Here is a 26,757-nt window from a genome sequence, read left to right on the forward strand (position 1 = left end):
CCGCCCCGGCCGCGGCCAGCGCCCTGGTCGCGGAGTGCAGGTTGCCCGAACCGTAGTCCAGGACCACGACGCGGGCCGCCGTCACAGGCTTCCCTTCGTCGAGGGCACGATGCCGGCGATCCGCGGATCGATGGCCACCGCGTCGCGCAGCGCCCGGGCCAGCGCCTTGAACTGCGCCTCGACGATGTGGTGCGGGTCGCGGCCGGCGAGCAGGCGCAGGTGGACGCAGATCTGGGCGTGGAGCGCGAACGACTCGATCACATGCCTGGTCATCGAACCCGCGTAGGGGACGCCGGAGCCGCCGATCAAGGCGTACTGCTGGCCTTCCGGCTCCCCGCTGTGCACGACGTAGGGCCGGCCGGCGAGGTCGACGACACAGTGTGCGAGCGCTTCGTCCAGCGGGACCGACGCGTCCGCGAACCGGCGGATGCCGGCCTTGTCGCCGAGCGCCTCGGCGAACGCCTGGCCGAGCACGATCGCGGTGTCCTCGATGCTGTGGTGGCCGTCGATGTGCACGTCGCCGGTCGTGGTGACCTCGAGGTCGATCAGGGAGTGCTTGCCGAGGGCGGTGAGCATGTGGTCGTAGAAGCCGACCCCGGTGCTGATGCTGGTCTGCCCCGTCCCGTCCAGGTTGAGGGCGACCCGCACCTCGGACTCGCTCGTGCGGCGTTGCCTCGTGGCCGTGCGCGCGCTCATCGGATCTCCTCCAGCACCTCGGTCAGGGCGTCGTAGAACGCCTGTGTCTCCGCCGGCGTCCCTGCGGTCACCCGCAGCCAGCCCGTCGGCCCGGTCTCGCGCACCAGAACGCCGCGGTCCAGCAGCCGCTGCCACACATCATGCCGTTCGGCGAAGGGCCCGAACAGGCAGAAGTTGGCATCCGAGTCGATCACCTCGACCCCCAGTTGAGGCAGCCGCGTGAGCATCTGGTCGCGGGTCGCGCGCAGCTCGTCCACCTTCGCCAGCAGCTCGGCGGCATGCCGCAGAGCCACCTGCGCCACTGCCTGGGTCTGCGCCGACAGGTGGTACGGCAGCCGGACGATCCGGCACGCGTCCACGATCGCCGGGGCGGCGGCGAGGTAGCCGACGCGCCCGCCGGCGAGCGCGAACGCCTTGCTCATGGTGCGCGACACCACCAGATTGCCGTTCCGGTCGAGCAGGGTGAGGGCCGTCCGCCCCGGGTGCCGTGCGAACTCCTGGTACGCCTCGTCGACGACCACGATCGCGTCCGTGGCGGCCAGCACCTCCTCGATCACCGCCAGCGGCGTGCTGGTGCCGGTCGGGTTGTTCGGGGTCGTGATCACCACCACGTCGGGGCGGTGCTCGCCGATCGCGGCGAGGACGGTGGCCGCGTCGAGCGTGTAGTCGTCGGCGCGCGGGGCGGTCACGAAGCGGGTGTGGGTGTTGCGCGCGTACTCGGGGTACATCGAGTAGGTCGGGGTGAAGCTCAGCAGCGTCCGTCCGGGACCGCCGAAGGCCTGCAGCAGGTGCGTCATCACCTCGTTGGAGCCGTTGGCGGCCCAGACCTGGTCGGCCCGCAGGCCATGCCCGAGGTAGCCGGCCAGCGCGGCGCGCAGGCCGAGCGCTTCGCGGTCCGGGTACCGGTTCAGGGCGGAGGCGGCGAGCGCCTCCCCGATCTCGGCCCGCACCTGCGCGCTCGGCGGGTAGGGGTTCTCGTTCACGTTCAGCCGCACGGGCACGTCGAGCTGCGGGGCGCCGTAGGGCTCCTCCCCCACCAGCTCCGGCCGCAGCGGCAGCTCGGCGAGCGTCACGTCGGCTCTCATCTCGCCTCCTCCGGGCGCCGTACCGTCACCGCCGCGCCGTGGGCGGGCAGGTCCTCGGCCGCGGCGAAGGTCTCCACCACCCCGGCGACCTCCAGCAGTGCGGCCCGGGAGTAGTCGATCACGTGCACCTGCTTGCGGAAGCTGTGCACGTTCAGCCCCGAGGAGTGGCAGGCGCAGCCGGCCGTCGGCAGCACGTGGGTGGAACCTGCGCTGTAGTCGCCCAGCGAGACCGGGGAGTAGGAGCCCACGAAGATCGCGCCGGCGTTGCGGACGCGGGCGGCGACCGCCCGCGCATCCGCCGTCTGGATCTCGAGGTGCTCGGCGGCGTAGGCGTCCACGACGGCGACGCCCTGGTCGAGGTCGTCCACCAGCACGACGGCCGACTGGGCACCGCCGAGCGCGATCCGGATCCTCTCGGCGTGCCTGGTCGCGTCCACCTGCGGGCCGAGTTCTGCCTGCACCGCCGCGGCGAGGGCGGGCGAGTCGGTGACCAGCACGGATGCGGCCATCGGGTCGTGCTCGGCCTGGGAGATCAGGTCGGCGGCCACGAAGCGAGGCACGGCCGTGTCGTCGGCGAGGATCGCGATCTCGGTGGGTCCGGCCTCGGAGTCGATGCCGACCCGCCCGCGCAGCAGGCGCTTGGCCGCGACGACATAGATGTTGCCGGGCCCGGTGACCAGGTCGACGCCCGCGCACACACCGGGCACGCCGTAGGCGAACATGGCGATCGCCTGGGCACCGCCGACCGCGTAGACCTCATCGACGCCGAGCAGCTGGCACACGGCCAGGATGTTCGGGTGCGGCAGCCCGCCGAACGCGGCCTGGGGCGGGCTCGCCACCGCGATCGACGGCACGCCCGCGACCTGGGCCGGGATCACGTTCATCAGGACGCTGGATGCCAGCGGGGCGAGCCCGCCCGGCACGTACAGCCCGACCCGGCCGACCGGCACCAGCAGCTGCTCCACCACCGCGCCGGTGCCCAGCTCGACGTGCACGGGGGCGGCGACCGCCTCCGCCTCGGCGACCTTCCTGCGCCGGGCGATGGCTTCGCGGAAGGCTTCCCTGACCTCGGGAGCAAGGCCGGCCTCGGCGTCGGCCAGCGCGCCGCCGGGAACGCGGAAGTGCTCGGGCGCCACGTGGTCGAAGCGCAGCGAGTACTCGGCGAGGGCCTCGGCCCCGCGCTCGGCGACGGCCCGGACGATCGGGCGTACCTGCTCCACCGCGGCCTCCACGTCGAACTCCGCGCGTGGCAGCACGCTGCGATAGTCCGGCGCGCGGGTGCCGCGCAGGTCGATGGTTCTCAGCACCCGCCGATTCTACGGGCGCAGGCCCGCGCACGGTTCTCGCCGGCGGTTCGTGGGCAGGCGGCCGGGCGGAGGAATGGTTGACTACCGACATGTTCATCGGGTTCGGAACCGTGGTCAACGTCGTCACGGTGGTCGGCGGAGCCGGTCTCGGCGTCCTGGTCGGGCACCGGTTGCCCCCGCGTACCCGCGAGCTCGTCACCACGACGCTGGGCCTGTTCACCCTCGTCCTCGGCGCCCGCGGGGTCGCGTCCGGCATCTCGGAGGCGCTCGGTGCGGCGGTGGGCACCGACAGCCGTCTCCTGGTCGTACTCGGTGCGCTCCTGATCGGTGGCATCGGCGGGTCGCTGCTGCAGATCGAGAAGCGGCTGGACCGGGGAGCGGAGCTGCTCCACGACCGGTTCGCCTCGCGCACCGAGGGCGGCCGGTTCGTCGAGGGGGCCGTCACCTCGACCCTCGTGTTCTGCGTCGGCCCCCTGTCCATCCTCGGGTCGCTCTCGGACGGTCTCGGCCACGGCGCCGAGCAGCTGCTGGTCAAGGCCGTCATGGACGGTTTCGCCGCGATCGCGTTCGCGTCCTCTTTCGGCATCGGCGTGATGGCCGCGGCCCTCCCCCTGGCGCTCTACCAGGGCCTGCTCACCCTGCTCGGCCTCGCCCTGGGCAACTTCCTGCCCGCCGCGCAGCTGGACGCCCTGGGTGCGGCCGGCGGGGTGATCCTGCTCGGCCTCGGCATCCGACTGATGGGAGTCAAGCAGATCCCGGTCGGCGACCTGCTGCCCGCGCTGGTCGCCGCTCCCGCGATCGTCGCGATCGTCGGCCTGTTCCGCTGATGGCGGGCGGCACGCCGGCGACCGAAGCGCTCGCCCGGGAAGGAGTCGGATTCGTCCTGCACCCGTACGCGCACGACCCCGACGCCAGGAACTACGGCGACGAGGCCGCGGGGGCGCTCGGCGTCGACCCGCTGCGGATCTTCAAGACCCTGGTCGTGGACGTCGGCGCGGCGAGGCCAGAGCTGGCTGTCGCCGTCGTCCCGGTCGCGGGGCAGCTCAGCCTCAAGCACCTCGCCGCGGTGCTCGGCGCGAAGCGGGCCGCCATGGCGGAGCCCGCCCTCGTCGCTCGCAGCACCGGCTACGTGCTGGGCGGGGTCTCGCCGTTGGGGCAGAAGAACCCTCTGCCGACGGTGATCGACGAGACCGCGCAGCTGTGGGACACGATCTACGTCTCGGCCGGGCGGCGCGGCCTCCAGGTGGAGCTCTCCCCCGACGACCTCGCCCGCGCCGTCGGCGCCCGCTTCGCCGACATCGCCCGCTGAACCGGGTCAGGCGGCCAGCGCCGCTGACAGGGCTTCGCGCCCGCGGGCCAGGGACTCCCGCAGCAGGCGGTCCTGCTCGTGGCGCAGGTCGTCGAACGGCAGCCTCGGCAGGCCGTCGGTGACGGCCTGCCAGGACAGCTCTCCGATCACGCGCTGTGAGACGACCGCGTCCTGCATCTCGCCCAGCGCCTCGGTGACCGCCTCCCAGAGCGCCCGCGCCCGCTCGGCCCGCTCGCCGAGGACCGGCACCAGGAGCTCGGCGCCGTACCGGGCGGTCTTCGCCGCCTTGCGGACCTCGTGCCACCGGGTCAGGTCGCCGGGACGCGCGGCGGCGTGCGCGGCCAGCCGCCGGACCCGCTCCACCGCGGCGTCGAACATCGGCGGCAGCACCACCGCGGCCTGCTCCTGGGCCATCACGTCCAGCCGGGGGGCGGCCACCAGTTGCGCGAGGTCCAGCTGGAGCCGCTCGTAGCGATCGGTGCCCATGCTCTCCACCAGCTGCCGATGGACGCGGTCGTGAGCCGCCGCCAGCGCTGCCTCGATCCGCGCGGCCACGACCTCGCGGTCGCCGGGCGCCAGGACCGGGACGGACGCCTGCAGCCGCTCCCGCAGCACCTCCGCGTCCCTCGGCGCGCCGAGTTCCTCCGCATGCCAGCGCAGCTCCTTCCGGAGCGCCTTCGTGGTGCCGTGGCCGAACACGCCGGCGTAGGTGCGCAGGGCACTGCGCAGGCGCCGGGTCGCGACCCGGCTGCGGTGGACGGCATCCGGGGCGTCCTGGCGGACCGCCTCCTCGCGGTCCTGCAGGACGCCGACCTGCTGGGCGATGTAGGCGAGCACGGCGCCCCGGGCGGAGTGGTCGGGCGAGAGCGCCTGCACCATCGCCTCGTCCAGGGCACGGGCGATCTTCGACCCGGTGGCGGCGCGATGGATCCCGGCGGCCGCCAGCACCGCTTCGACCCGGTCGAGCACGCCGTGATCACCCTCGACCAGCTCGACCTCCGCCTCCCACCAGTCCTGCTCGTGGTCGCCCACCGTCGCCCGGACCTGGTCGACACAGGTGGTCGCCAGCACGGCGTCCCCCGGACCGAGGAGTTGCTGTTCCCTGCGCCGCGTTCGCAGGATCGCCACCGGCACCACCGGGGCGCCCTCGAGCACGTCCTCCACGCGTTCCCGGAAGGCGGCAGGGAGCCGTCGCCGCTCCACCGGTTCGTGGAGCTCGATCCGCTCGTCCGGGCGATCCCCGGGCAGCTTGAGGTGCCACCCCTCGTCGTTGCCGCCGACCCTGCGCCGGATCACCCGCCACGCACGGGTGAGCCGGTAGTCGGGTGCGTCGTAGTAGGTGGCCTCGAGCACGAACTCCTCGGCCGGTCCGGGGCGGCCGACCGCGGTGAGGGAGGGTAGTTCCTGCCCGCGGCGCAGGGCGTACTTGCGCTCTGCCTCGACCTGACGCTCCATGCTCAGCCCGTGGTCTCCTCGGGCACGGTCAGCACGCCGCGCTCGTCGACCGTTCCGCTCTCCGTCGCACCCGACCCCACCGGCTGGCGCCGCGGGTGGCGCCGCCGCGAGGAGGCGTCCTCGTCGTCCGGGCCCAGGGAGGAGATCAGCAGGACCGGGGTGATCGCCGCGAACCCCCACACGGCCAGGGCCGACACGGCCCGTAGCCGCAGCGCGGCGGGGATCACCGAACCCGGCTCGGCGGCGGCGATCCGCTCGGCCTCCGAACCCGGGCCCAGCAGCTGACCGACCTGCCAGCACACCACGCCGGCGAGCAGCCCTGCCGCCACCGCGAGGATCGCGGTCGGCCAGCCCAGCGGGCGGAACCACTTCCAGGTGACCAGTCCCAGGCCGACGCCGACCAGCGCACCGGTGATCACGAACCAGATGTCGGCCGACACGATCTGGGTCACCCCGCGCTCGCTCATCACCGCGCTGCTGGAGCTGGCGTCGATCCGCCAGGTCGGGAGGGTCACCACCGAGGCCCAGAAGACCGCGCTCAGTCCTCCCACCACGGCGGAGAGGCCGGCCAGCAGGGCGACCCAGAGCACGACCGAGGTGTCGGCGTCACGCCGGGATTCCACCGGCTGCTCCTCGGTGATCGTGGTGCTCACGCGGCAAGCCTAAGCGTTCACGCAGGACGGTCCCAAAAGCGCTTTCAGGTCGGCCATCAGAGGACGCGAGGGTGCCACCCGCAGTCCCTCGTCGAGCTTCCACACCTTCGCGCCGTTGGTCGCCGACACCAGGCGAACCCGCACCTCGGTGGGGCCGGGATGGGCGCGCAGCACGTGCCGCAGCTGCTCCACGACGGCCGGCGTGCAGCGGACGGCCGGCAGCTGGATGACCAGGGGTCCGGACGGGCCTTCGGAGACGTCGGGGAACGCGATCTCCTGGCCGGTCATCTCCACGCTCTCGTCCTTGCTGCGGACGCGGCCCTTGATCCGCACCACCGTGTCGGTGGCCAGCGACGCCGCAACGGTGGCGTACACCTTCGGGAACAGCAGCACCTCGATCGCCGACTCGAGGTCCTCCACCGTGGCGATCGCCCACAGGTCGCCGTTCTTGGTCTGCTTGCGCTGCACCTGGGTGATCATCCCGGCGATGCTCACCATGCCGTCACGCGGGCCGTCGTCCGCGCGCAGCTGGCCGATGCTGAGATCGCGCTGCGCCGCCAGGATGTGCTCGAGGCCCTGCAGCGGGTGGTCGCTCACGTACAGGCCGAGCATCTCCCGCTCGAAGCCGAGCCGGACCCGCTTGTCCCACTCCGGCACGTCGGGGACCGGCGTCGCCGCGATCTTCTCCGTGGTGCCGAAATCGCCGAAGAGGTCGTCCTGCCCGTTCGCCTGGTTGCGCTTGAGGTCGATCACCTCATCGACCTTGCGCTCGAAGCACTCCATCAGGGCGCGCCGGGTGTGACCCAGGGAGTCGAACGCTCCGGCCTTGATCAGCGACTCGATCACGCGTTTGTTGCAGACGACGAGCGGCACCTGGTCGAGGAAGTCGTTGAAGTCCGTCGCCGGTCCTCGCTCGGTCCGCGCCTCGACGATCCCCTTCACCACGTTGTCGCCGACATTCCGGATCGCGGCCAAGCCGTAGCGGATGTCCTGCCCGACAGGAGTGAACATGCCGTCGGAGGAGTTCACGTCCGGGGGCAGCACACGGATGCCCATCCGGCGGCACTCGCCGAGGTAGAGCGCCGTCTTGTCCTTGTCGCTCTTCACACTCTCCAGCAGCGCGGCCATGTACTCGGCCGGGTAGTTGGCCTTCAGGTAGGCCGTCCAGTAGGACACCACGCCGTAGGCGGCCGAGTGCGCCTTGTTGAAGGCGTACGCGGCGAAGGGGACCATGATCTCCCACAGCTTGTTGATCGCCGCGTCGGAGAACCCCCGCTCCCGCATACCGGTGCTGAACGGCTTGAACTCGGCCTCGAGCACCTCCTTCTTCTTCTTGCCCATCGCGCGGCGGAGCAGGTCGGCCTGACCGAGGCTGTAGCCGGCCACCCGCTGTGCGATCTGCTGGATCTGCTCCTGGTAGACGATCAGGCCGTAGGTGGTGTCCAGGATGTCGGCCAGCGGTTCGGCGAGCTCGGGATGGATCGGCTCGACCTTCTGCCTGCCGGTCTTGCGCAGGGCGTAGTTCGTGTGGCTGTCGGCACCCATCGGGCCGGGACGGTACAGCGCGATCGTCGCCGAGATGTCCTCGAAGTTGTCCGGGCGCATCAGCTTCAGCAGGGAACGCAGCCCGCCGCCGTCGAGCTGGAACACGCCCAGGGTCTCCCCCGACGCCAGCAGCTCGTAGGCGGGACGGTCGGTCATGTCGCGGCGCAGCTCGTCCAGGTCGAGGTCGATGCCGCGGTTGGCCTTCACGTTCTTCACCGCGTCGTCGAGAATGGTCAGGTTCCGCAGGCCGAGGAAGTCCATCTTGACCAGGCCGAGGCTCTCGCAGCTCGGGTAGTCGAACTGCGTGATGATCTGCCCGTCCTGCTCGCGCTTCATGATCGGGATGACGTCGATCAGGGGGGCCGAGGACATGATCACGCCGGCGGCATGGACACCCCACTGCCGCTTCAGGCCCTCGATGCCGCGGGCCGTGTCGACGACCAGCTTCACCTCGGGCTCGCTCTCGTACAGCTCGCGGAACTCCGTGCCCTCGCCGTAGCGGTCGTGGCCGGGGTCGAAGACGTAGGGCAGGGGCAGGTCCTTGCCCTGCACCGGCGCAGGGTAGGCCTTGGTGATCTTCTCCCCCAGCGAGAACGGCATGCCGAGCACGCGGCCGGCGTCCTTGATCGCCTGCTTGGCCTTGATCGTGCCGTAGGTGACGATCTGGCAGACCCGGTCGTCGCCGTACTTCTCGGTGACGTAGCGGATCACTTCGCCGCGCCGGCGGTCGTCGAAGTCCACGTCGAAGTCGGGCATCGATGGACGCTCGGGATTGAGGAAGCGCTCGAAGATCAGGCCGTGCGGCACCGGGTCGAGGTCGGTGATGCCCATCGCGTAGGCGCACATCGAGCCCGCTCCGGAGCCGCGGCCCGGCCCGACCCGGATGCCGTTGCGCTTGGCCCAGTTGATGAAGTCCGCGACAACGAGGAAGTACCCGGGGTACCCCTTGCCGATGATCACGTCCTCCTCGTAGGTGGCCTGGGCGATCGCATAGTCGGGGACGCCGTCGGGGTACCGGCCGGCGAGCCCACGGTTGACCTCCTTGATGAACCAGGACGCCTCGGTCTCCCCCGCGGGGACGGGGAACTGCGGCATGTAGGTACCGGTGCCCTCCTCGAACGAGGTGGAGCACCGCTCCGCGATGGCGAGGGTGTTGTCGCACGCCTCGGGCAGGTTGCTGAACAGCGCCCGCATCTCGGCCGGTGACTTCAGGTAGTAGCCGTTCCCGTCGAACTTGAACCGGTTGGGGGTGTCCTTGTTGGAGCCTGCCGACACGCACAGCAGCGTGTCGTGGTCCTCGGAGTCCTCCGCGCGCACGTAGTGCAGGTCGTTGGTTGCCACCAGCGGGAGGTCGAGCTCCTTCGCCAGCCGCAGCAGGTCGGAGCGGACGCGGTTCTCGATGGCCAGGCCGTGGTCCATCAGCTCGACGTAGAAGTTCCCGGCCCCGAAGATGTCGCGGAACTCCGCCGCCGACTCCACCGCCTGCCGGTACTGGCCGAGCCGCAGGTAGGTCTGCACTTCTCCCGAGGGGCACCCTGTGGTCGCGATCAGCCCTGCGTGGTAGCGGTTCAGCAGTTCGCGGTCGGCGCGCGGCTTGTAGAAGAAGCCCTCCAGCGAACTCAGCGAGCTCAGCCGGAAGAGGTTGTGCATGCCGGCCGAGTCCTGCGCCCAGATCGTCATGTGCGTGTAGGCGCCCTTGGATGCGACGTCGTCGCCCGTCCCGTCGCCGAACTGGACACGCTTGCGCTCGCTGCGATGGGTCTTCGGCGTGAGGTATGCCTCCAGGCCGACGATCGGCTTGACCGGGGAATCCTTGGCGATCTTGTAGAACTCGTAGGCACCGAACATGTTGCCGTGGTCGGTGACGGCGATGGCGCTCATCCCCAGCTCCGCGGTCCGCGACACGAGGCCTTTCAGGCGGGCGGCCCCGTCGAGCATCGAGTACTCCGAGTGGCAGTGCAGATGGACGAAATCGCTCGACACGCTGACCCACGACCTCCGGGCAGGAATTGGTTCTGGAAACCGGGACACGCTGGGGGAAGTCAGCGAGTACTCACCATAACCCGGGCCGCTGACGGCTCCGGACACCGACGCACCACCAGGGTCGTGATCAGGCACCCAGCAGTTCTGCCAGCTTGCCCATCGTGCGGAGGTTGCGCGCCGTCCCCATCGCAGGGCGGAGCGCGCCGACCAGGCCGGCGGCCAGACGTGAGGCCGCCTGGCCGTCGGGGAAGTCGGCGTAGAGGTCGGTGCCGGTGGCCGCGATCGAGAAGCGCTCCCTGCCCTGGGCGAGCTCGGCGAGCCGGCGCGGCGCCAGGTCTCCCACCGCCCGGTCACAGCACACGATCACGGCCCGTGCCGGATCGCTGCCGGCGTAGGGGTTGGCGTCCAGGAGTTCGCGCAGCGCCCGGCCGGTCCGCAGCACCACGTCCACCCGGATCGCGAGCTCCCGCTCCACGGCCCGGCGCAGCGCGGGCACGGCCTCCGCGTCCGGCAGCGGCGAGCCGAACAGCAGGTTGCCCGACTGCAGGTGGGTGGCGACGTCCGTCCAGCCCAGACCTTCCGCGACCTCCCGAAGGTCGGCCATCGCCAACCGGCGGTGCGGCCCCAGGTTCACCCCGCGCAGCAGCGCGACGCGCAGGGCGGGGAGCCGAGCTGTGCTGGTGACCATGGGGGAATCCTTGCCGCCCGAGCCGCGGGAGTGAAGTCCGTTCGCCGGTCGGTGGACGCCAAAGACGCCCGGCCCGTTCCCTCGTGCCTCTCGTCGTCTCCGCGCGAGCCCGTCGTCCTGGACTGGTCTCCTAGGGGTTTCGGGCCAGGTAGGCGAGCACGGCCAGCACCCGGCGGTGGCCGGCTTCGGGGAGGATGCCCAACTTGTTCATGATCGCGGTGGTGTGGGTCTCCACCGTCCGCTCGGCGATGGACAGCTCCGTGGCGATGCCGGCGTTCGTGCGTCCCTGAGCCATCAGCGAGAGGATCTCGCGCTCGCGGTCGGTCAGTCCGGCCAGCGGGTCCTTGGCGCGACCGCGATTGAGCAGCCGGGCCACGATCGTGGGGTCGATCACCGTCTCGCCCTCGGTGAGCCGGCGCAGGGCGTCGACGAGGACGGGGCCGTCCGCCACCCGGTCCTTCAGCAGGTAGCCGACGGACTCGGGCTGATCCTGCAGGACGCTGAGCGCCCAGGACGCCTGCAGGTGCATCGACAGCACCAGCACCGCCGTGTCGGGGAAGTCGGTGCGGATAGCCCGCGCCGCCGCGATGCCCTCGTCGGTCTGCGTCGGTGGCATCCGGATGTCGACGACGGCCGCGTCGGGGTGCAGCTCACCGACGGCGGCCAGCAGGGACGCGGCGTCGCCCACCTCCACGACGACCTCACAGCCGGCGCGGCGCAGCACCTCACAGATGCCGGTGCGCACCAGGTACGCGTCATCGGCCACCACCACTCGCACGACGCCATCATCCCAGCCGTGGGTGTGAGGGCATCCGTGCTGGCCCGCGCCCCGCGCGGCGCCGATACGCAGGACAGCCCCGATGTGGGCAGCGCCTCAGGAGGCGACACTTTCCGAGAAGGACCATCAGGAGGTTCGAAATGAAGCCCAACCCGCTCCTCGTCGCGGCAACGGCCGCGATGCTCGCCCTTTCCGCATGCAGCTCCGGCACCGCCGACAAGGCCGGGGTCACCACGCCCGTGGTGCTGTCCCTGGGCAGCACGGACACCGGCACCGAGGACATTCCGCACGTCCAGGCCTTCGTGGACGCGGTGAGCGCCCTGACCAACGGCCGGATCACCGTCCGGGTCAGCTCGATCGGCACGCCTCCGGACGGCCGGACCGCCGACCTCAACGCGATCGACCAGGTCAAGAGCGGAAAGTACGCCTTCGGGTGGGTCGGGACGCGGTCCCTCGCGGCTGGCGGCATGCCCGCCTATGCCGCCCTCGGGGCGCCGATGCTGATCGACAACTACCCGCTGGAGCGGGCGGTGGTCATGGACAAGGGAGTGCTGGAAGCGCTGCTGCCCGACACCGAGGCCGCGACCGGCGTCACCCCGCTCGCCCTGCTGGCCGATCGGCTGCGCGTCCCCTACTCCGGGGCCAAGCCGCTGACGGGCCCCGACGACTACAAGGGCAAGACGGTGTGGATAACGACCGGCTCGGTCGAGCAGGAAGCCGCCTTGGCAGCCCTGGGCGCGAAGCCGGCTCAGGCCAGCGCCGGGTCGAGCCTCAACGCGAGCCTGAGCTCCGGGGATACGGACGCGGTCATCTTCGACCCCGGCTACACCAGGGACAACGGGATGAGTCCGAAGTCGATGACGGCGAACGTGGTGTTCTGGCCGAGGACCGTCCTGCTGATCGCCAATCCGGCAGCCCTCGCGGCGCTGGATCCCGCTGATCGGGCGCTCGTCCAGCAGGCGGCGGCGAAGGCCGTCCAGGCGTCGCTGACCATCGGCGACGACGACGCGGAGATCACTGCCCAGCAGTGCGCTCTCGGCCTCAAGGTGGTCGCAGCCTCCTCGACCGAACTCACCGCGCTGCGCGCAGCCGTCCAGCCGGCGTACGACAAGCTGGCCGCCGACGCGGCGACCCGCGGGCTGCTCGACCGGATCGCCGCGCTCAAGAAGGCCTTCCCCGCGATGCCGCCGACGGTGCCGGCCGGCTGCTCGGGCGGGACCACCACCACGAACGAGACCCCGAGCGCGCCCCCGACGCCGGTGTTCACGCCGGGTCCGACGCCGCTCGACGGCACCTACCGGGTGGACATCTCCGAGGCGGACGTGCGGGCGGTCGGGTTCACCGAGACCACGATGCCGGACGGCAGTGGCTGCCCGGTGGAGAACTGCATCACCGAGAACGTCGGGCTGTACACGACGACGTTCGCCAACGGCACCGAGAAGGCCACTCAGCGTTCCGGGGCGCACATCAACGATGCGAGCTGGGAGGGACGCTATGTGGTCGACGGTGATCACGTGACGGTTCAGGAGGAGGACCACAAGCCCTACCGGTACGCGTGGTCGATCGGGACGGACGGGGCTCTCACGCTCACGCCGGATCCGAAGCTTCCCGACGGTCACCCGGGGCTGTGGAACCTGTGGGTCCGTCCGCTCACCCGAGTGAAGTGATCGGCAGCCGCAGGCGCAGCGTCCCCGGCGCGACGTCGACCGTTCCGCCGAGCAGCCCAACCCGGTCCAGTTCGCCCCCTAGCTCCGGGACCACCGGATCGGCCCAGGCGGCGGTGGCAACCACGTCACCGCCGTCTTCGCCGAGTGTGAAGGTGACCGGACCACTGGCCGGCGTGAGCACCGAGATCAGCACCCGGTAGGCGGTCAGTTCGACGCGGGCCGGCCAGCGGCGTCCCGCAGGCGCGTCCACCAAGACCGGGACGCCGGTGGCATCCCCGGCGGCAGCCAGCGCTTCGGACAGCCCGCCCGTGGCCAGCTCGGCCGAGGCGACCCCGTGCGAGATCGCGCGGAGCTCCTCGGACGCCTGCCGCACCAGCGGAGCTGCTCGCATCGCCGCCGACTCTCCGGCCAGGCTGAGTTCGATCGACGCGGCCAGCACCAGGTGCTGGGCGCCGTCGTGCAGGTCGCGCTCCCACCGTGCGCGGGCCGCGTCCCAGGCGTCCAGGGAGTGGGCCTGGGCAGTGCGCAGTTCGGTGAGTCGCGCGCGGAGGCCGGCGGTGAGTTCGGCGTTGGCTGCCAGCAGCGCGGCACCGGGCGAGGGTCCACGGACGTCGGCGGCGAAGGTCTCCGGACGCGTGGTGGCCAGTCGCGAGACCAGCTCGGCGAGCCGTTGCCGCCGCTCGGCCGTCCGGGTGGACGTCGCGACGAGGAGGGCGGCGTGCCACGCCATGCCGGCGCTGAGGAGCGCGACCGGCCACCACTCCTGGGCGGGCACCAGGCCGGTGAGGGCGGCTCCGGCCGCGAGGAGGATCGATGCTGCGGTTCCGGGGTGTGGCCGGCGCCGGGTCGCCTGAACGACCACGGCGAGGACGGCCGCGATCACCAGCACCACCCGGTCGCCGACGGCCTGCGACCAGGTTCGGTCCAGAAACGCTGGATGCAGCGGGTTGGCCGCACAGATCCACGTGCACCCGAGGTCGGCGATCGGCTGCCAGGCCAGCAATTCGACGAACGACACAGCTCCGGTGATCCACAGACCGGCCCGGACGGCGGAGCGGGCCGGCCCGCTCCCCGGCGGTGCCGCCAGCAGCGCCACGACGGGCAGCTGATGGACACCGGCATGGGCCAGCAGCCGAACCACCGCCGGCGCGCCGTTCCACGCGGCGACCGCAGGCAACGGCAGCAGCAGGACGACCGCGAGCAGCGGCCCCCACCCGGCGACCCCGGTCGCTGCGGCGGTGACGACGGCGATCGCCAGGGCCAGGGTCGCCGCGCCCAGCAGCAGTTGCAGCCACGGACGCTGCCACAACGCCCACGCTGCGTCGTCGCTCGCGTCGGCTGCCCAGGTGGCGTACCCGCCGATCATCAGCGCCAAGGCCTGGACCCCGATCAGCCCCGCCCCGCCACGGACGCTCATTGCGGCACCTCAGCGAGCAGGACACTGCCACCGGACGGGACGGCCTGCAGCGCCAGGCGTCCCCCGATCATGCCGAGTCGCTCCGCCAGGTTGGTCAGGCCGACACCCGGCGGCACGTCGGCAGCCCGTCCGATGCCGTCGTCGGTGATCCGCAGCGCGACCCCGCCGTCGGTGCTGGTCAGCTCGATGCTCGCCCGGCTCGCCTCGGCGTGCTTCAGGACGTTGGCGATACCCTCCGCGCAGACGAACCAGAGGGTGCGCGCGGTGACGTCATCGACCTCCACCGGCTCCAGCGACGTCTCGATGCGCAGCGAGCGGGGAACGCCCCTGCGGAGGTCGTCGATGGCCGTGGCCAGCTCGGCGTTGATCGGCGCTGGGCCCGGTCCGAGCCGATCTCCGAAGTCGCGCAGCTCGGTGATCGCGAGCTCCAGCCGGTCCCGGGCGGTGGCGCAGGACTGGTCCTCGGCGGGGAGTTCGGCCCGGGCGGAGGTGAGCAGCCGCAGCGGCCCGGCGGAGAGCCGGGTGGCGAGCAGCGCCCGCTGCCGGTCGTCGGCGGCCAGCGCCCGGCGTCCCGCTGCTTGGATCTGGGCGAGGGTCGCCGCGAGGTTGTCGTTGAGCCGCTGGTGTTCGAAGCCGAGCCGGACGGCCTCGCGGACGGCGTCGCCCAGTTCGGGATCCTCGGCGAGGGTGCGACTGCGGACGGCGACCGCCGAGCCATCGGGCATCCGAACGAGGAGGTCGTCGGGACGGGCGGGGGTCGCGTCCGGCGTCCACAGGGTCAGTGCCGGGTCGCCGAGCGTCTCGGCCAGGGCCCGCTCGAGCCGCCGGGTGCCGGTCTCGGTCGCCGGCCCGGCCTCGGCGTCCCCGTCCGGCTCCGTGCGCAGCCACCACCAGGCGATCGCGGCCGCGCTCGTCGGGAGGAGCACGGCGTAGGCCAGATCGAGCGCCACCCCGATCGCCGGATCGACCAGACCGGCCGAGGCGGCCGCGACGTGGAGGCCGAGCAGGCAGAGCAGCGGGAGCGTGAACGCCAGCGACCGGCGGGCCGCGGCGGCCGCGCTTGGGCGGCCGGGACGCGTCCCGGTGAGGACAGCTGCCGCCACCAGCAGGACCCGATGGACGTCGCCGGTGCCGGCCACCAGATCGGCGAGGAACCAGCTGGCGGCCGCCGCGAGGAGCAGCCCGGCGAGCAGCCGGTCGCGCCGGACGGGGATCGCCGCCGCCCCGGTGGCGATCCCGGCGGTGAGGTTCACCAGTTGCTGCCACAGCGGACCGCCGGAGGCAGCCGAGGCCACCCCGCCGAGGGCGAGGCCGCCGCCGAGCAGGGCCAACACCGATGCCACGGCGCTCGGGCCCGCGTGCCGGTTCCGCATGCGAGCACTCTAGGGGGGTCGCCGCCGGGCCGCGGTCCTCGCACTTGTTGCCCTGGGCCGACGCAACCCCTGGTCGGTCTTCGGGCCACGGGCCCCGCGTCGCGCGGCTCAGGCGGTCGGTTCGATATAGCTGGTGGGGGTTACCACCCCGTCGACGACGACGTTGGTGTCGGCGGCGGCGGCGATGTCGGTGTTCTGCCAGCTCACGCACAACCACGTGCCGTCGGCGAGGCGGGTGAGCACGACGGTGGCCACGCCACGCCGGGCGGGGGCGGTCTCGCCGGCCGGGTTCTTCTGACCCTCGATCCGCCAGCGGGCGAGCACGACCGCCCCGTCCTCGCCGATCAGGCGCTGGCTGAGCTTCTCCACCGTGAACTCCGAGCCCGCGAACCAGTCGGCGAAGCCACGCCGCAGCGCCCGCTCGATCGAAAGGCGGCTGGTCCACCACAGACCCACGACGTTCACGAAGTCCGCGTCCTCGGCGAACAGCTCCGCCACCGCCCCGGCGTCGCGGTCGTTCCACGCGCCGGCGAACCTGGTCACCATGTCCAGCGGCGCCTTGATCGGCGTCGGCCCGGACGGCAGGGGCAGGCGGGGCGTGAGCGCGGCCAGCTTCTTCAATTGCTTGAGTCGCTTCTTCGACGCCATCGCGCCCACCCCGCTAGACCACGAGCGGACGGTCGGTCGGCAGGATCGGCTTGGGCAGCCGGGACGCGCCCTGGAGGAAGGCGTCCACACCGTTCGCGCAGGACCGCCCCTCCGCGATCGCCCAGACGATCAGCGACTGGCCGCGGCCGGCGTCGCCGCAGACGAACACCCGATCGGCGCTCGTGGCGAAGTCGGCGTCCCTGACGATGTTCCCCCGCGGGTCGAGCTCGAGCTCGAGCTGCTCGACGAGGCCCTCCCGCTGCGGCCCGGTGAAGCCCATCGCCAGCAGGACCAGTTGCGCGGGGAGGAAGCGCTCGCTCCCGTCCACCACCTCGAAGCGGCCGTTCACCATCCGGACCTCGTTGAGGTTCAGGCCGGTCACGCTGCCGGAGTCGTCGCTGGCGAACTCGGTGGTCGAGACCGAGTACAGCCGCTCGCCCCCCTCCTCGTGCGCGGAGGACACCCGGAAGGTCATCGGATAGGTGGGCCAGGGTTGGTTGGCCGGACGCTCCTGCGGCGGCGTCGGCATGATCTCGAGCTGGGTGATCGAGCGCGCGCCCTGCCGGATCGACGTGCCCAGGCAGTCCGCGCCGGTGTCGCCGCCGCCGATGATCACCACGTCCTTGCTGTGCGCGGTGATCTGGTCGGCGACCTCCTGGCCGAGGGCGGCGCGGTTGGCCTGCGGGAGGAACTCCATCGCCTGGTGGATGCCGGCGAACTCACGGCCGGGCACCGGGAGGTCCCGCGCGAGGGTGGAGCCGATCGCCAGGACGACGGCGTCGAAGCGCTCGAGCAGCTGCTCTCCGGTGATGTCGACGCCGATGTTCACCCCGGTCTTGAAGACCGTGCCCTCCAGCCGCATCTGCTTGAGGCGACGGTCGAGAACCTGCTTCTCCATCTTGAACTCGGGGATTCCGTAGCGGAGCAGGCCGCCGATCGCGTCGGCCCTCTCGTACACGACCACCGTGTGGCCGGCGCGGGTGAGCTGCTGCGCCGCAGCGAGCCCGGACGGGCCGGAGCCGATCACCGCGACCGTCTTGCCGGTCTGCCACGCCGCGGTCTCCGCGATCACCCTGCGGTCGTCCCAGCCGCGATCGATGATCGCGACCTCGACGTTCTTGATGGTCACCGGATCCCGGTTGATTCCGACCACGCAGGCCGTCTCGCACGGCGCAGGGCACAGTCGCCCGGTGAACTCGGGGAAGTTGTTCGTCGCGTGCAGCCGGTCGAGCGCGCCTCGCCAGTCGTCGCGCCAGACCATGTCGTTCCACTCGGGGATCAGGTTGCCCAGCGGACAGCCCTGGTGGCAGAACGGGATGCCGCAGTCCATGCAGCGACCGGCCTGCTTGCTGATGATCGGCAGCACCGCCTTGCCGGGGCTGCCGGGGTACACCTCGTTCCAGTCGTGGATGCGTTCGGCGACCGGGCGGCGCTCGGCCACCTGGCGCGGCGTCGTCATGAAACCTCTGGGATCAGCCATGCGAGGCCTCCATCATCAGCTTGACCGTGGTCTCCTCGTCCAGCCCCGCCAGCTCCGCGTCGGCGCGCGCCTTGAGGACCCGCGCGTAGTCACGCGGCATCAGGGTGGTGAACCGCGGGCGTAGTTCGTCGTCGGACAGTTTGAGCAGGCGCTCCGCGACCCCGGACCCGGTCTCCTCCAGGTGCCTGACCAGGAGCTCGCGTACCCGGACCAGTTCGTCGTCGCCCAGCGGGAGCGGGTCGACCAGTTCCGTGTTCAGCCGTGCCACGTTCAGGTCCAGGATCCACGCCACGCCCCCGGACATGCCGGCGGCGATGTTGCGTCCGGTCTGGCCGAGGATGAGCACCTCGCCACCGGTCATGTACTCGCAGGCGTGGTCGCCGACACCCTCGACGACCGCGGTGGCACCGGAGTTCCGGACGCAGAACCGCTCGCCGACCTGGCCGCGGATGAACAGCTCGCCACTGGTGGCGCCGTAGCCGATCACGTTGCCCGCGATGATCTGCTCCTCGGGCACGAACGGCGCGTTCTTGTGCGGACGCAGGATCAGCCGGCCGCCGGACAGCCCCTTGCCGAAGTAGTCGTTCGAGTCGCCCACCAGTCGCAGCGTGACACCACGGGGCAGGAACGCGCCGAAGCTCTGTCCCGCGGTGCCCCGCAGGGTGAGGTCGATCGTGTTCTCCGCCAGCCCCTCGCCGTTGGTCGCCTTCGTCACGTGGTGGCCGAGGATGGTGCCCACCGTGCGGTCCACGTTGCGGACGGTCAGGTCGGCGCGCACCAGCTCGCCGTGATCGAGCGCGGGGCGGGAGATCTCGACCAGCTGCACGTCCAGCTTCTCCTCCAGCCCGTGGTCCTGCGTGGTGACGCAGTGCAGCGGCGCGCCCTCGGGCAGGTCCACCCGGTGCAGCACCGGAGCCAGGTCGAGGCCCTGGGCCTTCCAGTGCTCGATCGCCTTCCTGGTCTGCAGCACCTCGACGTGGCCGACGGCCTCCTCGATCGTGCGGAAGCCCAGCGCGGCCAGGTGCTCACGCACCTCCTGCGCGATGAACTCGAAGAAGTTCACGACGAAGTCGGCGTGGCCGTTGTACCGCGCCCGCAGGTCCGGGTTCTGGGTCGCGACGCCCACCGGGCAGGTGTCCAGGTGGCAGACCCGCATCATCACGCAGCCGGACACCACCAGCGGGGCGGTGGCGAAGCCGAACTCCTCCGCGCCGAGCAGCGCGGCGATCACCACGTCCCGCCCGGTCTTCAGCTGGCCGTCGGCCTGCACGACGATCCGGTCCCGCAGCCCGTTCAGCAGCAGGGTCTGCTGGGTCTCGGCCAGGCCGAGTTCCCAGGGACCGCCCGCGTGCTTGAGCGAGGTCAGCGGCGCCGCTCCGGTGCCGCCGTCGTGGCCCGAGATCAGCACCACGTCGGCCTTGGCCTTCGACACCCCGGCCGCGACGGTGCCAACGCCGACCTCCGCGACCAGCTTCACGTGGACGCGCGCCGCGGGGTTCGCACACTTCAGGTCGTGGATCAGCTGCTTGAGATCCTCGATCGAGTAGATGTCGTGGTGCGGCGGGGGCGAGATCAGGCCGACGCCCGGCGTCGAGTGGCGGGTCTTCGCCACCCACGGGTACACCTTCTGGCCGGGTAACTGGCCGCCCTCGCCGGGCTTGGCGCCCTGGGCCATCTTGATCTGCAGGTCGGTGGCGTTGGTCAGATAGTCGCTGGTCACGCCGAAGCGCCCGGACGCGACCTGCTTGATCGCGCTGCGCCGCGCCGGGTCGTGCAGCCGGTCGGTGTCCTCGCCGCCCTCGCCGGTGTTCGACTTCGCGCCGAGCCGGTTCATCGCGATCGCGAGGGTCTCGTGCGCCTCCTGGCTGATCGAGCCGTAGCTCATCGCACCGGTGGAGAAGCGCTTCACGATCTCGCTGACTCCTTCCACCTCCTCGATCGGCAGCGGCTCCCGATCGGAGGCGAACTCGAGCAGTCCCCGCAGCGTCATCAGCCGCTGCGCCTGGTCGTCCACCCTGGCCGTGTAGGCCTTGAAGACGTCGTAGCGCTTCTGCCGCGTGGCGTGCTGCAGCCGGAACACCGTCTCCGGGTCGAACAGGTGCGGCGGGCCCTCCCTGCGCCACTTGTACTCGCCGCCGCCGGACAGGGTGCGGTGCGGCAGCGGGATGCCGTCGGGCGGGTAGGCCCTGGCGTGCCGGCGGGCCACCTCCCCGGCGATCTCGTCGAGACCGATGCCCTCCACCCTGCTGGTGGTGCCGGTGAAGTACCGCTCGACCAGTTCGCCGGACAGCCCGAGCGCCTCGAAGATCTGGGCACCGGTGTAGGAGGCGATCGTCGAGACACCCATCTTCGACATCACCTTCAGGACGCCCTTGCCGAGCGCCTTGCGAACGTTGGACACCGCCTTCTCCGGGTCGACCTTCACCAGCCACTCGCGCCGGGCGAGGTCCTCTGCCGACTCGAAGGCCAGGTACGGGTTGACGGCCGCCGCACCGTAGCCGATCAGCAGCGCGACGTGGTGCACCTCACGGACGTCGCCGGCCTCCACGATCAGACCGACCTGTGTGCGGGCCTTCTCCCGAACCAGGTGGTGGTGGATCGCCGCGGTCAGCAGCAGGGAGGGGATCGGCGCGAACTCGGCGTTGGAGTGCCGGTCGGACAGGATGATCGTGCGCGCGCCGCCCGCGATCGCCTCGCTCACCTGCCCGCACAGCTCATCCAGCTTCGCGCGCAGGGCCGCGCCGCCGCCTTCGACGTCGTACAGGCCACGGACCACGTAGGTGTCGTAGTCGGGCATCGAACCGTCACGGTTGATCCGGACCAGTTTCGCGAGCTGGTCGGAGTCGAGGATCGGGTAGCCGATCACGATCTGCCGGCACGACTGCGGCGTGGGCTCGAGCAGATTGCCTTCCGGCCCGAAGGTCGCCGACAGCGAGGTGACGAGTTCCTCGCGGATCGCGTCCAGTGGCGGGTTGGTGACCTGGGCGAAGAGCTGGGCGAAGTAATCGAACAGCAGCCGTGGCCGGTCGCTGAGAACGGCGAGCGGGGTGTCCGAGCCCATCGAGCCGATCGGCTCGGCACCCGTGTTCGCCATCGGGGCGATGATCATGCGCTGCTCTTCGTGGCTGTACCCGAAGACCTGCTGCCGCCGGGTCACCGAGGCGTGGCTGTGCACGACGTGCTGCTGCTCGGGAAGCTCGTCGAGATCGACCCGGCCCGCCTCCAGCCACTCCGCGTACGGGTGCTCTGCGGCCAGGTGCGCCTTGATCTCGTCGTCGTTGATCAGCCGGTGCCCGTCCAGGTCGACCAGCAGCATCCGGCCGGGCTTCATCCGGCCCTTCTCGACCACCTTCGCCGGCTCGAGGTCGAGGACACCGGCCTCGGAGGCGAACACCACCAGGCCGTCGTCGGTCACCCAGTAGCGGCCCGGACGCAGGCCGTTGCGGTCGAGCACCGCACCGATCAGCGAGCCGTCGGTGAACGTGACCGAGGCGGGGCCGTCCCACGGCTCCATCAGCGAGGCGTGGAACGAGTAGAAGGCGCGGCGCGCCTCGTCCATCTCGGTGTGGTTCTCCCAGGCCTCCGGGATCATCATCAGCACGGCGTGCGGCAGCGAGCGTCCGCCGAGGTGGAGCAGTTCGAGCACCTCGTCGAAGGACGCGGAGTCCGAGCCGCCGGGGGTGCACACCGGGAAGATCCGCTCGATGTCCCCGGGAATGGTGCCGGTCGCCAGCAGCGCCTCGCGCGCCCGCATCCAGTTCCGGTTGCCCTTCACGGTGTTGATCTCGCCGTTGTGCGCCATCAGCCGGTACGGGTGGGCGAGCTCCCAGGCGGGGAAGGTGTTCGTCGAGAACCGCGAGTGGACCAGCGACAGTGCGCTCTCGACCCGCTCGTCGAGCAGGTCGGGGAACACCTCGGCCAGTTGCTGGGTGGTCAGCATGCCCTTGTAGACGGTCGTCCGCCCGGACAGGGATGCGAAGTAGACGCCGGCCTCGTTGCGGGCGCGCTGGCGCAACGGGTACACCGCGCGGTCGAGCGCGATTCCGGAGTCCAGGCCGACGGTGGAGACGAAGAACTGCTCGAAGTGCGGCATGTTCGCCCGCGAGATCGGGCTGAGCGTCGAGTCGTCGGTCGGCACCGGACGCCAGCCGTGGATGACCAGCTTCTCCTCGGTGGCGAGGAACTCAATGGTGCGCTTCGCCGAGGCCCTCGCGACCGGTTCGGTCGGGAGGAAGGCCATCCCCATCGCGTACGTGCCGGGGTCGGGCAGGTCGAAGTCGACCACCTCGCGCAGGAACCGGTCGGGCACCTGCAGCAGCATGCCCGCGCCGTCGCCGGCGGCCGGGTCGGCGCCTGTCGCGCCGCGGTGGTCGAGGTTCTCCAGGGCGGTCAGTCCCTTGGCGACGATGTCGTGGCTCGCCACGCCGCTCAGCTGCGCGACGAAGGCCACGCCGCAGGCGTCGTGCTCGTAGGTGGGGTCGTAGAGTCCCTCCGCGGGCCTGCCGGGCATCGTCGTCAACGCCATCTGATCACTCCCATCTGCGCGAGCGCGCGGGGCGGGTGCAGCCAGGGTCGGCCAGCACGCCGCCGCTGCACGCTTGGGGGGCGAGCCTACCTGACTCGACCCGTGGTCCCTGTTCGGCCGATTGCATCATGGACGATGCGCGTTACGAGGGTGTGTCCGGCGCCGCTCCTGCGCCGCGAACGACGGCATCCGGCCTCGTCAGGACGGCAATCGCGGGGGCGACACGCCCACAGCGTCAGGGCTGGGGCTGATCGGATCCCGCCCCGGCGCCCTCCGCCTCCGGCTGCTCGCCGGCCGGGTCGGCGGCGCCCGGTGCGGCGGGATCCGCCTCCGCGGGAGCGGCCTCGGCCCCTTCCTGCGAGGCCTTGTCGGCACCGGCTGTGACGCCGAACTCGACCACCTCCTCGCGGCCGGGCCGGAACCTCGACAACCATGCGAACAGGACGACGCCGGCGAGGCAGATCAGCATCGCGACCGCGGCGTTGAACCGCACCGGGCCGAAGAAGTCGTAGGAGTAGTCCAGCCGGATGCTCTCGGTGAAGATCCGGCCGAACCCGTACAGCGCGACGTAGAGCGCGAAGACCTTGCCGCGGCCCAGCCGGAACCTCCGATCGGCCCACAGCAGGACGCCGGCCACCAGGAGGTTCCAGATCGACTCGTAGAGGAAGGTGGGATGGAAGGTCGCGTACTGCTCGTAGCCGGGAGCGCGGTGGGCGGGGTCGATCTCGAGCCCCCAGGGCAGCGTGGTGGGCTGCCCGTAGAGCTCCTGGTTGAACCAGTTGCCGAAACGGCCCATCGCCTGCCCGATGGCGATGCCCGGGGCCAGGGCGTCGGCGAGGGCGGCGAAGGCGATCCGTTGCTTCCGTGCCGCGACCCACGCGGCCAGCGCACCGAAGCCGATCGCGCCGTAGATGGCGATACCGCCCTGCCAGATGGCGAAGACGGTCCACGGGTTGATGCCCGGCCCGAAGTAGTCCCCCAGGTGGGTCATGACGTGGTAGAACCGCGCGCCCAGAATGCCGATCGGGATGGCCCACAGCAGGACGGTCTCGAAGGTCTCGGTGCGGCCGCCGCGAGCCCGCCACCGGCGCACGCCCAGCATCCAGGCGGCGACGATGCCGGTGATCAGGCACAGCGCGTAGATGTGGATGGTCAGCGGGCCGATCTGGAACGAACTGATCGACGGGCTCGGGATGAAGAGCGTCACCCGCCCATCCTTACCGGCAGGTCAACCCACCTGTCCACCTGGGTCCCGTCCACCTCAGTAGGTGACCAGGTCGTCGGGAAGGTGCGGGAGCCAGTTCACCCTGACCGCACGCATGCCCGGGCGTTCGGGCACGTCCTCGTAGAGCGAGATGCTCGTGTTGTGGATCTCCAGCCACCCGGTCATCCGCTCGATCTGCAGGAAGTGCCGGAACAGGAACTGCGAGAAGTAGCCGTGGCTGACCAGCATCACGGTCTCGTCCGCGCCGTGCGCAGCGCGCAGCCCGGCCACCACGGCCGCCGCCCTGGCGCCCGCCTGCTCGACCGGCTCGAGCGCACCGTCGTACCAGCCGTCGGCACCCGCGGAATCGGGCAGGACGAGGCGCGCCGACACCGCCCGGAGCTCCTCGGCGCGTGCCCCCGGATAGGGCGCCATCGCCCCGGTCGCCGCTTCGATGTCGTACGGCCCGCCGACCTCGTGGATGGACGGGTGGCCGTTCAGCGGAAGGTCCAGGGCCTCGGCGAGCGGCGTCGCCGTCTGCACGGCCCGCATCATCAGGCTGCAGTAGAGGGTGTCCACCGGCCACGGCAGGACGCCGCCGGCCAAGGCCTCGCCCAGGCGTTCGGCCTGGGCGAGGCCGGTCGAGGTCAGCGGCGTGTCGGGGTGCCGGCCCTGCTCGCTGCCGGTCTGCTCCCAGAGCAGGTTGTTGGTGGACTGGCCGTGCCGGACGACGACGAAGCGCACGCGGCCGCCTCAGCGCCGGACGCCGGCGGCAAGGTCGGCGACCAGGCCGCGCAGGGCCGACAGGTCGCCGGGTGCGCCGGCGTCGTCGGCGGCCAGCAGGGTCTTCACGAAGGCGGAGCCGACGATCGCCGCGTCCGCGTAGGCCACCACATCGGCGGCCTGGTCGCCGTTGGACACCCCGAGGCCGACGCCGACCAGGGTGTCGGGGGCGAGTCGCCGGATCCTGGCGACGAGGTCCGGCGCCGCGGTCGGGCTGGATGCGCGGGTGCCGGTGACCCCCATCACGGAGGTGGCGTACAGCCAGCCGCGGCCGGCTGCCGCCGTCGCGGCGATCCGCGCGTCCGTCGAGGACGGCGAGACCAGGAAGACCCGGTCCAGCCCGTGGGCGTCCGAGGCCGCGATCCAGTCCTGCGCCTCGTCGGGGATGAGGTCAGGGGTGATCAGGCCGGAGCCGCCGGCGTTGGCGAGGTCGCGCGCGAACGCGGCCGTGCCGTACCGGTCGACGAGGTTCCAGTAGGTCATCACGACGGCCGGGGTTCCGGTCGACCGGACGGCCTCCACGGCGGCGAAGACGTCCCGGGTCCGCACGCCCCGCTGCAGCGCCCTCGTCCCGGCGCGCTGGATCACCGGGCCGTCCATCATCGGGTCCGAGTAGGGCAGGCCGATCTCGACCAGATCCACGCCGGGGCCGTCGACACCGTCGCCGCACAGCGCCCTCAGCGCCGCCAGCGAGCCGGGCACCGAGGGGTAGCCCACCGGGAGGTAGCCGATCAGGGCGCCCCTGCCCTCGGCCCTGGCCGCGGTGAGGGCCCCGGCCGAGGAGGCCACGCCGGAACCCGTGGCGGCGCCGGCCGCCGGTGTCTCCACGCTCATGCCGCTCCCCCCGTCGAGGAGTCGGGTCTGCCGGTCAGCCCGAAGTACCTGATCGCGGTGTCCACGTCCTTGTCGCCACGCCCGGAGACGCACACGACGATCACCGGTTCCGCGTCGGGCTGCTCGAGCGCCAGCCGGCGCCCGAGCCGGATGACCCCGGCCAGCGCGTGCGCGGACTCGATCGCGGGCATGATGCCCTCGGTCCGGGTCAGCAGCTCGAAGGCCTCCATCGCCTCGGCGTCGGTGACGGCCTCGTAGGTGGCCCGTCCGGTCGCCGCGAGCCACGCGTGCTCGGGGCCGACGCCCGGGTAGTCGAGGCCCGCCGAGATCGAGTGCGACTCCATCGTCTGGCCGTCGTCGTCCTGGAGGATGTAGGTCCGCATGCCGTGCAGGACGCCGACCGAGCCGCCTCCGATCGCCGCGGCGTGACGTCCGGTTTCCACACCGTCGCCACCGGCCTCGAAGCCGTACAGGGCGACCTCCGGGGTGTCGATGAAGTCGACGAAGGTGCCCATCGCGTTCGATCCGCCGCCCACACAGGCCGCGACGGCGTCCGGCAGCCGTCCGAAGCGCCCGAGCATCTGCTCCCTGATCTCGGTGCTGATCACGCGGTGGAACTCGCGGACCATCTTCGGGAACGGGTGTGGTCCGGCGACCGTGCCGATCAGGTAGTGCGTGTTGTCCACGCTGGCGACCCAGTCGCGCATCGCTTCGTTCATCGCGTCCTTGAGCGTCTGGCTGCCGGACTCGACGGCGATCACCTCCGCCCCGAGCAGCTGCATCCGGGCCACGTTGAGGGCCTGGCGGTCGGTGTCGACCCGGCCCATGTAGACGCGGCACTCCATGCCGAGGAGCGCGGCGGCGGTGGCCGTGGCCACGCCGTGCTGGCCGGCCCCGGTCTCCGCGATCACGCGGGTCTTGCCCATCCGGGCCGTCAGCAGCGCCTGGCCGAGCACGTTGTTGATCTTGTGCGACCCGGTGTGGTTCAGGTCCTCGCGCTTGAGCAGGATGCGCGCGTTGCCGCAGTGGGTGCTGAACCGCGGCGCCTCGGTGAGCGGGGTCGGGCGGCCCGAGTAGTTGCGCCGAAGGTCGTCCAGCTCGCGCCAGAAGGACGCGTCCCCCATGGCGGCGTCGAACTCCGCCTCGAGCTGGTTGAGGGCTGCGACGAGCGCCTCCGGGACGTACCGGCCACCGAAGATGTCGTAGTGGCCCGTCTGGTCTGGCAACGCGGAAGGGATCACTCCCCTATTCACTCACACTCGCGGGCAGGACGGGCAACCCGCCCACCGCCGGACCCGGACGCCTCCGGGGCCGAACACCCGGCACC

Annotated in this window: 20 protein-coding genes; 3 read left to right on the forward strand and 17 right to left on the reverse strand. The window is 71.6% G+C overall.

The features are described 5' to 3' along the window. Positions 1–81: 81 nt before the first annotated feature. Genes hisB through hisD form a run of 3 tightly spaced genes read right to left on the reverse strand, consistent with a single transcriptional unit; the run spans position 82 to position 3,088 of the window. Positions 82–696 carry an imidazoleglycerol-phosphate dehydratase HisB gene (gene hisB / locus QM633_RS13765; RefSeq protein WP_415154331.1) on the reverse strand — a complete coding sequence of 205 codons (615 nt, stop codon included), beginning with the start codon at positions 694–696 and terminating at the stop codon, positions 82–84. Continuing rightward, positions 693–1,781 carry a histidinol-phosphate transaminase gene (locus QM633_RS13770; RefSeq protein ID WP_415154332.1) on the reverse strand — a complete coding sequence of 363 codons (1,089 nt, stop codon included), beginning with the start codon at positions 1,779–1,781 and terminating at the stop codon, positions 693–695. Before QM633_RS13770 ends, hisB begins: the two co-directional genes overlap by 4 nt. Continuing rightward, entirely contained in the window at positions 1,778–3,088 is a 1,311-nt protein-coding gene (gene hisD, locus QM633_RS13775; RefSeq protein WP_415154333.1) for a histidinol dehydrogenase, read from the reverse strand. Before hisD ends, QM633_RS13770 begins: the two co-directional genes overlap by 4 nt. A gap of 77 nt (positions 3,089–3,165) precedes the next feature. On the opposite strand from hisD, the gene QM633_RS13780 reads away from it, so the two are divergent. Both QM633_RS13780 and ybaK read left to right on the forward strand, forming a co-directional pair. Beyond that, on the forward strand, positions 3,166–3,915 hold the full coding sequence (locus QM633_RS13780; RefSeq protein WP_415154334.1) for a DUF554 domain-containing protein: 750 nt from the start codon (positions 3,166–3,168) through the stop codon (positions 3,913–3,915). Next, positions 3,915–4,397, forward strand: a complete 483-nt coding sequence (gene ybaK, locus QM633_RS13785; RefSeq protein WP_415154335.1) for a Cys-tRNA(Pro) deacylase — start codon at positions 3,915–3,917, stop codon at positions 4,395–4,397. Before QM633_RS13780 ends, ybaK begins: the two co-directional genes overlap by 1 nt. 6 nt (positions 4,398–4,403) lie before the next feature. Here the strand turns inward: ybaK and QM633_RS13790 are convergent, their stop codons facing one another. From QM633_RS13790 to QM633_RS13810, 5 genes are all read right to left on the reverse strand, one after another. Further along, on the reverse strand, positions 4,404–5,852 hold the full coding sequence (locus QM633_RS13790; protein ID WP_415154336.1) for a CHAD domain-containing protein: 1,449 nt from the start codon (positions 5,850–5,852) through the stop codon (positions 4,404–4,406). 2 nt (positions 5,853–5,854) lie between these two features. After that, positions 5,855–6,505, reverse strand: coding sequence for a hypothetical protein (locus tag QM633_RS13795; protein ID WP_415154337.1), 651 nt, complete (start codon positions 6,503–6,505; stop codon positions 5,855–5,857). Positions 6,506–6,514: 9 nt separating this feature from the next. Further along, complete coding sequence (gene dnaE, locus QM633_RS13800) at positions 6,515–10,033, reverse strand: DNA polymerase III subunit alpha (protein WP_415154338.1); 3,519 nt, start codon at positions 10,031–10,033, stop codon at positions 6,515–6,517. A 127-nt stretch (positions 10,034–10,160) separates the two neighbouring features. Next, complete coding sequence (locus QM633_RS13805; RefSeq protein WP_415154339.1) at positions 10,161–10,721, reverse strand: DUF1697 domain-containing protein; 561 nt, start codon at positions 10,719–10,721, stop codon at positions 10,161–10,163. Between the two features lie 130 nt (positions 10,722–10,851). Further along, positions 10,852–11,499, reverse strand: a complete 648-nt coding sequence (locus QM633_RS13810) for a LuxR C-terminal-related transcriptional regulator (RefSeq protein WP_415154340.1) — start codon at positions 11,497–11,499, stop codon at positions 10,852–10,854. A 140-nt stretch (positions 11,500–11,639) separates the two neighbouring features. Between QM633_RS13810 and QM633_RS13815 the strand changes: the two genes are divergently transcribed. Beyond that, positions 11,640–13,166, forward strand: a complete 1,527-nt coding sequence (locus QM633_RS13815) for a TRAP transporter substrate-binding protein (RefSeq protein WP_415154341.1) — start codon at positions 11,640–11,642, stop codon at positions 13,164–13,166. Here QM633_RS13815 and QM633_RS13820 read toward each other — a convergent pair. From QM633_RS13820 to trpB, 9 genes are all read right to left on the reverse strand, one after another. Then, positions 13,150–14,583: a hypothetical protein gene (locus QM633_RS13820; protein WP_415154342.1), complete on the reverse strand. Its 1,434-nt coding sequence runs from the start codon at positions 14,581–14,583 to the stop codon at positions 13,150–13,152. The genes QM633_RS13815 and QM633_RS13820 overlap by 17 nt on opposite strands. Then, positions 14,580–15,956, reverse strand: coding sequence for a sensor histidine kinase (locus QM633_RS13825; protein WP_415154343.1), 1,377 nt, complete (start codon positions 15,954–15,956; stop codon positions 14,580–14,582). The genes QM633_RS13820 and QM633_RS13825 overlap by 4 nt, the downstream gene beginning before the upstream one ends. A 108-nt stretch (positions 15,957–16,064) precedes the next feature. Next, positions 16,065–16,604, reverse strand: coding sequence for a YybH family protein (locus QM633_RS13830; protein WP_415154344.1), 540 nt, complete (start codon positions 16,602–16,604; stop codon positions 16,065–16,067). 13 nt (positions 16,605–16,617) lie between these two features. Further along, positions 16,618–18,084 carry a glutamate synthase subunit beta gene (locus QM633_RS13835; protein WP_415154345.1) on the reverse strand — a complete coding sequence of 489 codons (1,467 nt, stop codon included), beginning with the start codon at positions 18,082–18,084 and terminating at the stop codon, positions 16,618–16,620. Next, entirely contained in the window at positions 18,077–22,609 is a 4,533-nt protein-coding gene (gene gltB, locus QM633_RS13840) for a glutamate synthase large subunit (protein WP_415154346.1), read from the reverse strand. The genes QM633_RS13835 and gltB overlap by 8 nt, the downstream gene beginning before the upstream one ends. A 235-nt stretch (positions 22,610–22,844) precedes the next feature. Further along, a complete protein-coding gene (gene lgt, locus QM633_RS13845; protein WP_415154347.1) occupies positions 22,845–23,816 on the reverse strand; it encodes a prolipoprotein diacylglyceryl transferase in 972 nt (323 codons plus the stop codon). A 54-nt stretch (positions 23,817–23,870) separates the two neighbouring features. Then, positions 23,871–24,557: a histidine phosphatase family protein gene (locus tag QM633_RS13850; protein ID WP_415154348.1), complete on the reverse strand. Its 687-nt coding sequence runs from the start codon at positions 24,555–24,557 to the stop codon at positions 23,871–23,873. Between the two features lie 9 nt (positions 24,558–24,566). After that, entirely contained in the window at positions 24,567–25,385 is an 819-nt protein-coding gene (gene trpA / locus QM633_RS13855) for a tryptophan synthase subunit alpha (RefSeq protein ID WP_415154360.1), read from the reverse strand. 41 nt (positions 25,386–25,426) lie between these two features. Beyond that, the gene (trpB, locus tag QM633_RS13860; RefSeq protein WP_415154361.1) at positions 25,427–26,668 is read right to left on the reverse strand and encodes a tryptophan synthase subunit beta; all 1,242 of its coding nucleotides are present in this window, start codon (positions 26,666–26,668) and stop codon (positions 25,427–25,429) included. Positions 26,669–26,757 lie beyond the last annotated feature (89 nt).

Source organism: Propionicimonas sp. (assembly GCF_047606205.1).
Lineage (GTDB): Bacteria > Actinomycetota > Actinomycetes > Propionibacteriales > Propionibacteriaceae > Propionicimonas.

What these genes read in the sequence shown, in the direction of transcription:
- QM633_RS13825 (WP_415154343.1), bottom strand. Translation starts at nt 15,956, where the DNA reads ATGCGGAACCGGCACGCGGGCCCGAGCGCCGTGGCATCGGTGTTGGCC.
- QM633_RS13820 (WP_415154342.1), bottom strand. Translation starts at nt 14,583, where the DNA reads ATGAGCGTCCGTGGCGGGGCGGGGCTGATCGGGGTCCAGGCCTTGGCG.
- QM633_RS13770 (WP_415154332.1), bottom strand. Translation starts at nt 1,781, where the DNA reads ATGAGAGCCGACGTGACGCTCGCCGAGCTGCCGCTGCGGCCGGAGCTG.
- gltB (WP_415154346.1), bottom strand. Translation starts at nt 22,609, where the DNA reads ATGGCGTTGACGACGATGCCCGGCAGGCCCGCGGAGGGACTCTACGAC.
- QM633_RS13830 (WP_415154344.1), bottom strand. Translation starts at nt 16,604, where the DNA reads ATGGCGTCGAAGAAGCGACTCAAGCAATTGAAGAAGCTGGCCGCGCTC.
- QM633_RS13815 (WP_415154341.1), top strand. Translation starts at nt 11,640, where the DNA reads ATGAAGCCCAACCCGCTCCTCGTCGCGGCAACGGCCGCGATGCTCGCC.
- QM633_RS13835 (WP_415154345.1), bottom strand. Translation starts at nt 18,084, where the DNA reads ATGGCTGATCCCAGAGGTTTCATGACGACGCCGCGCCAGGTGGCCGAG.
- ybaK (WP_415154335.1), top strand. Translation starts at nt 3,915, where the DNA reads ATGGCGGGCGGCACGCCGGCGACCGAAGCGCTCGCCCGGGAAGGAGTC.
- QM633_RS13790 (WP_415154336.1), bottom strand. Translation starts at nt 5,852, where the DNA reads ATGGAGCGTCAGGTCGAGGCAGAGCGCAAGTACGCCCTGCGCCGCGGG.
- hisB (WP_415154331.1), bottom strand. Translation starts at nt 696, where the DNA reads ATGAGCGCGCGCACGGCCACGAGGCAACGCCGCACGAGCGAGTCCGAG.
- QM633_RS13805 (WP_415154339.1), bottom strand. Translation starts at nt 10,721, where the DNA reads ATGGTCACCAGCACAGCTCGGCTCCCCGCCCTGCGCGTCGCGCTGCTG.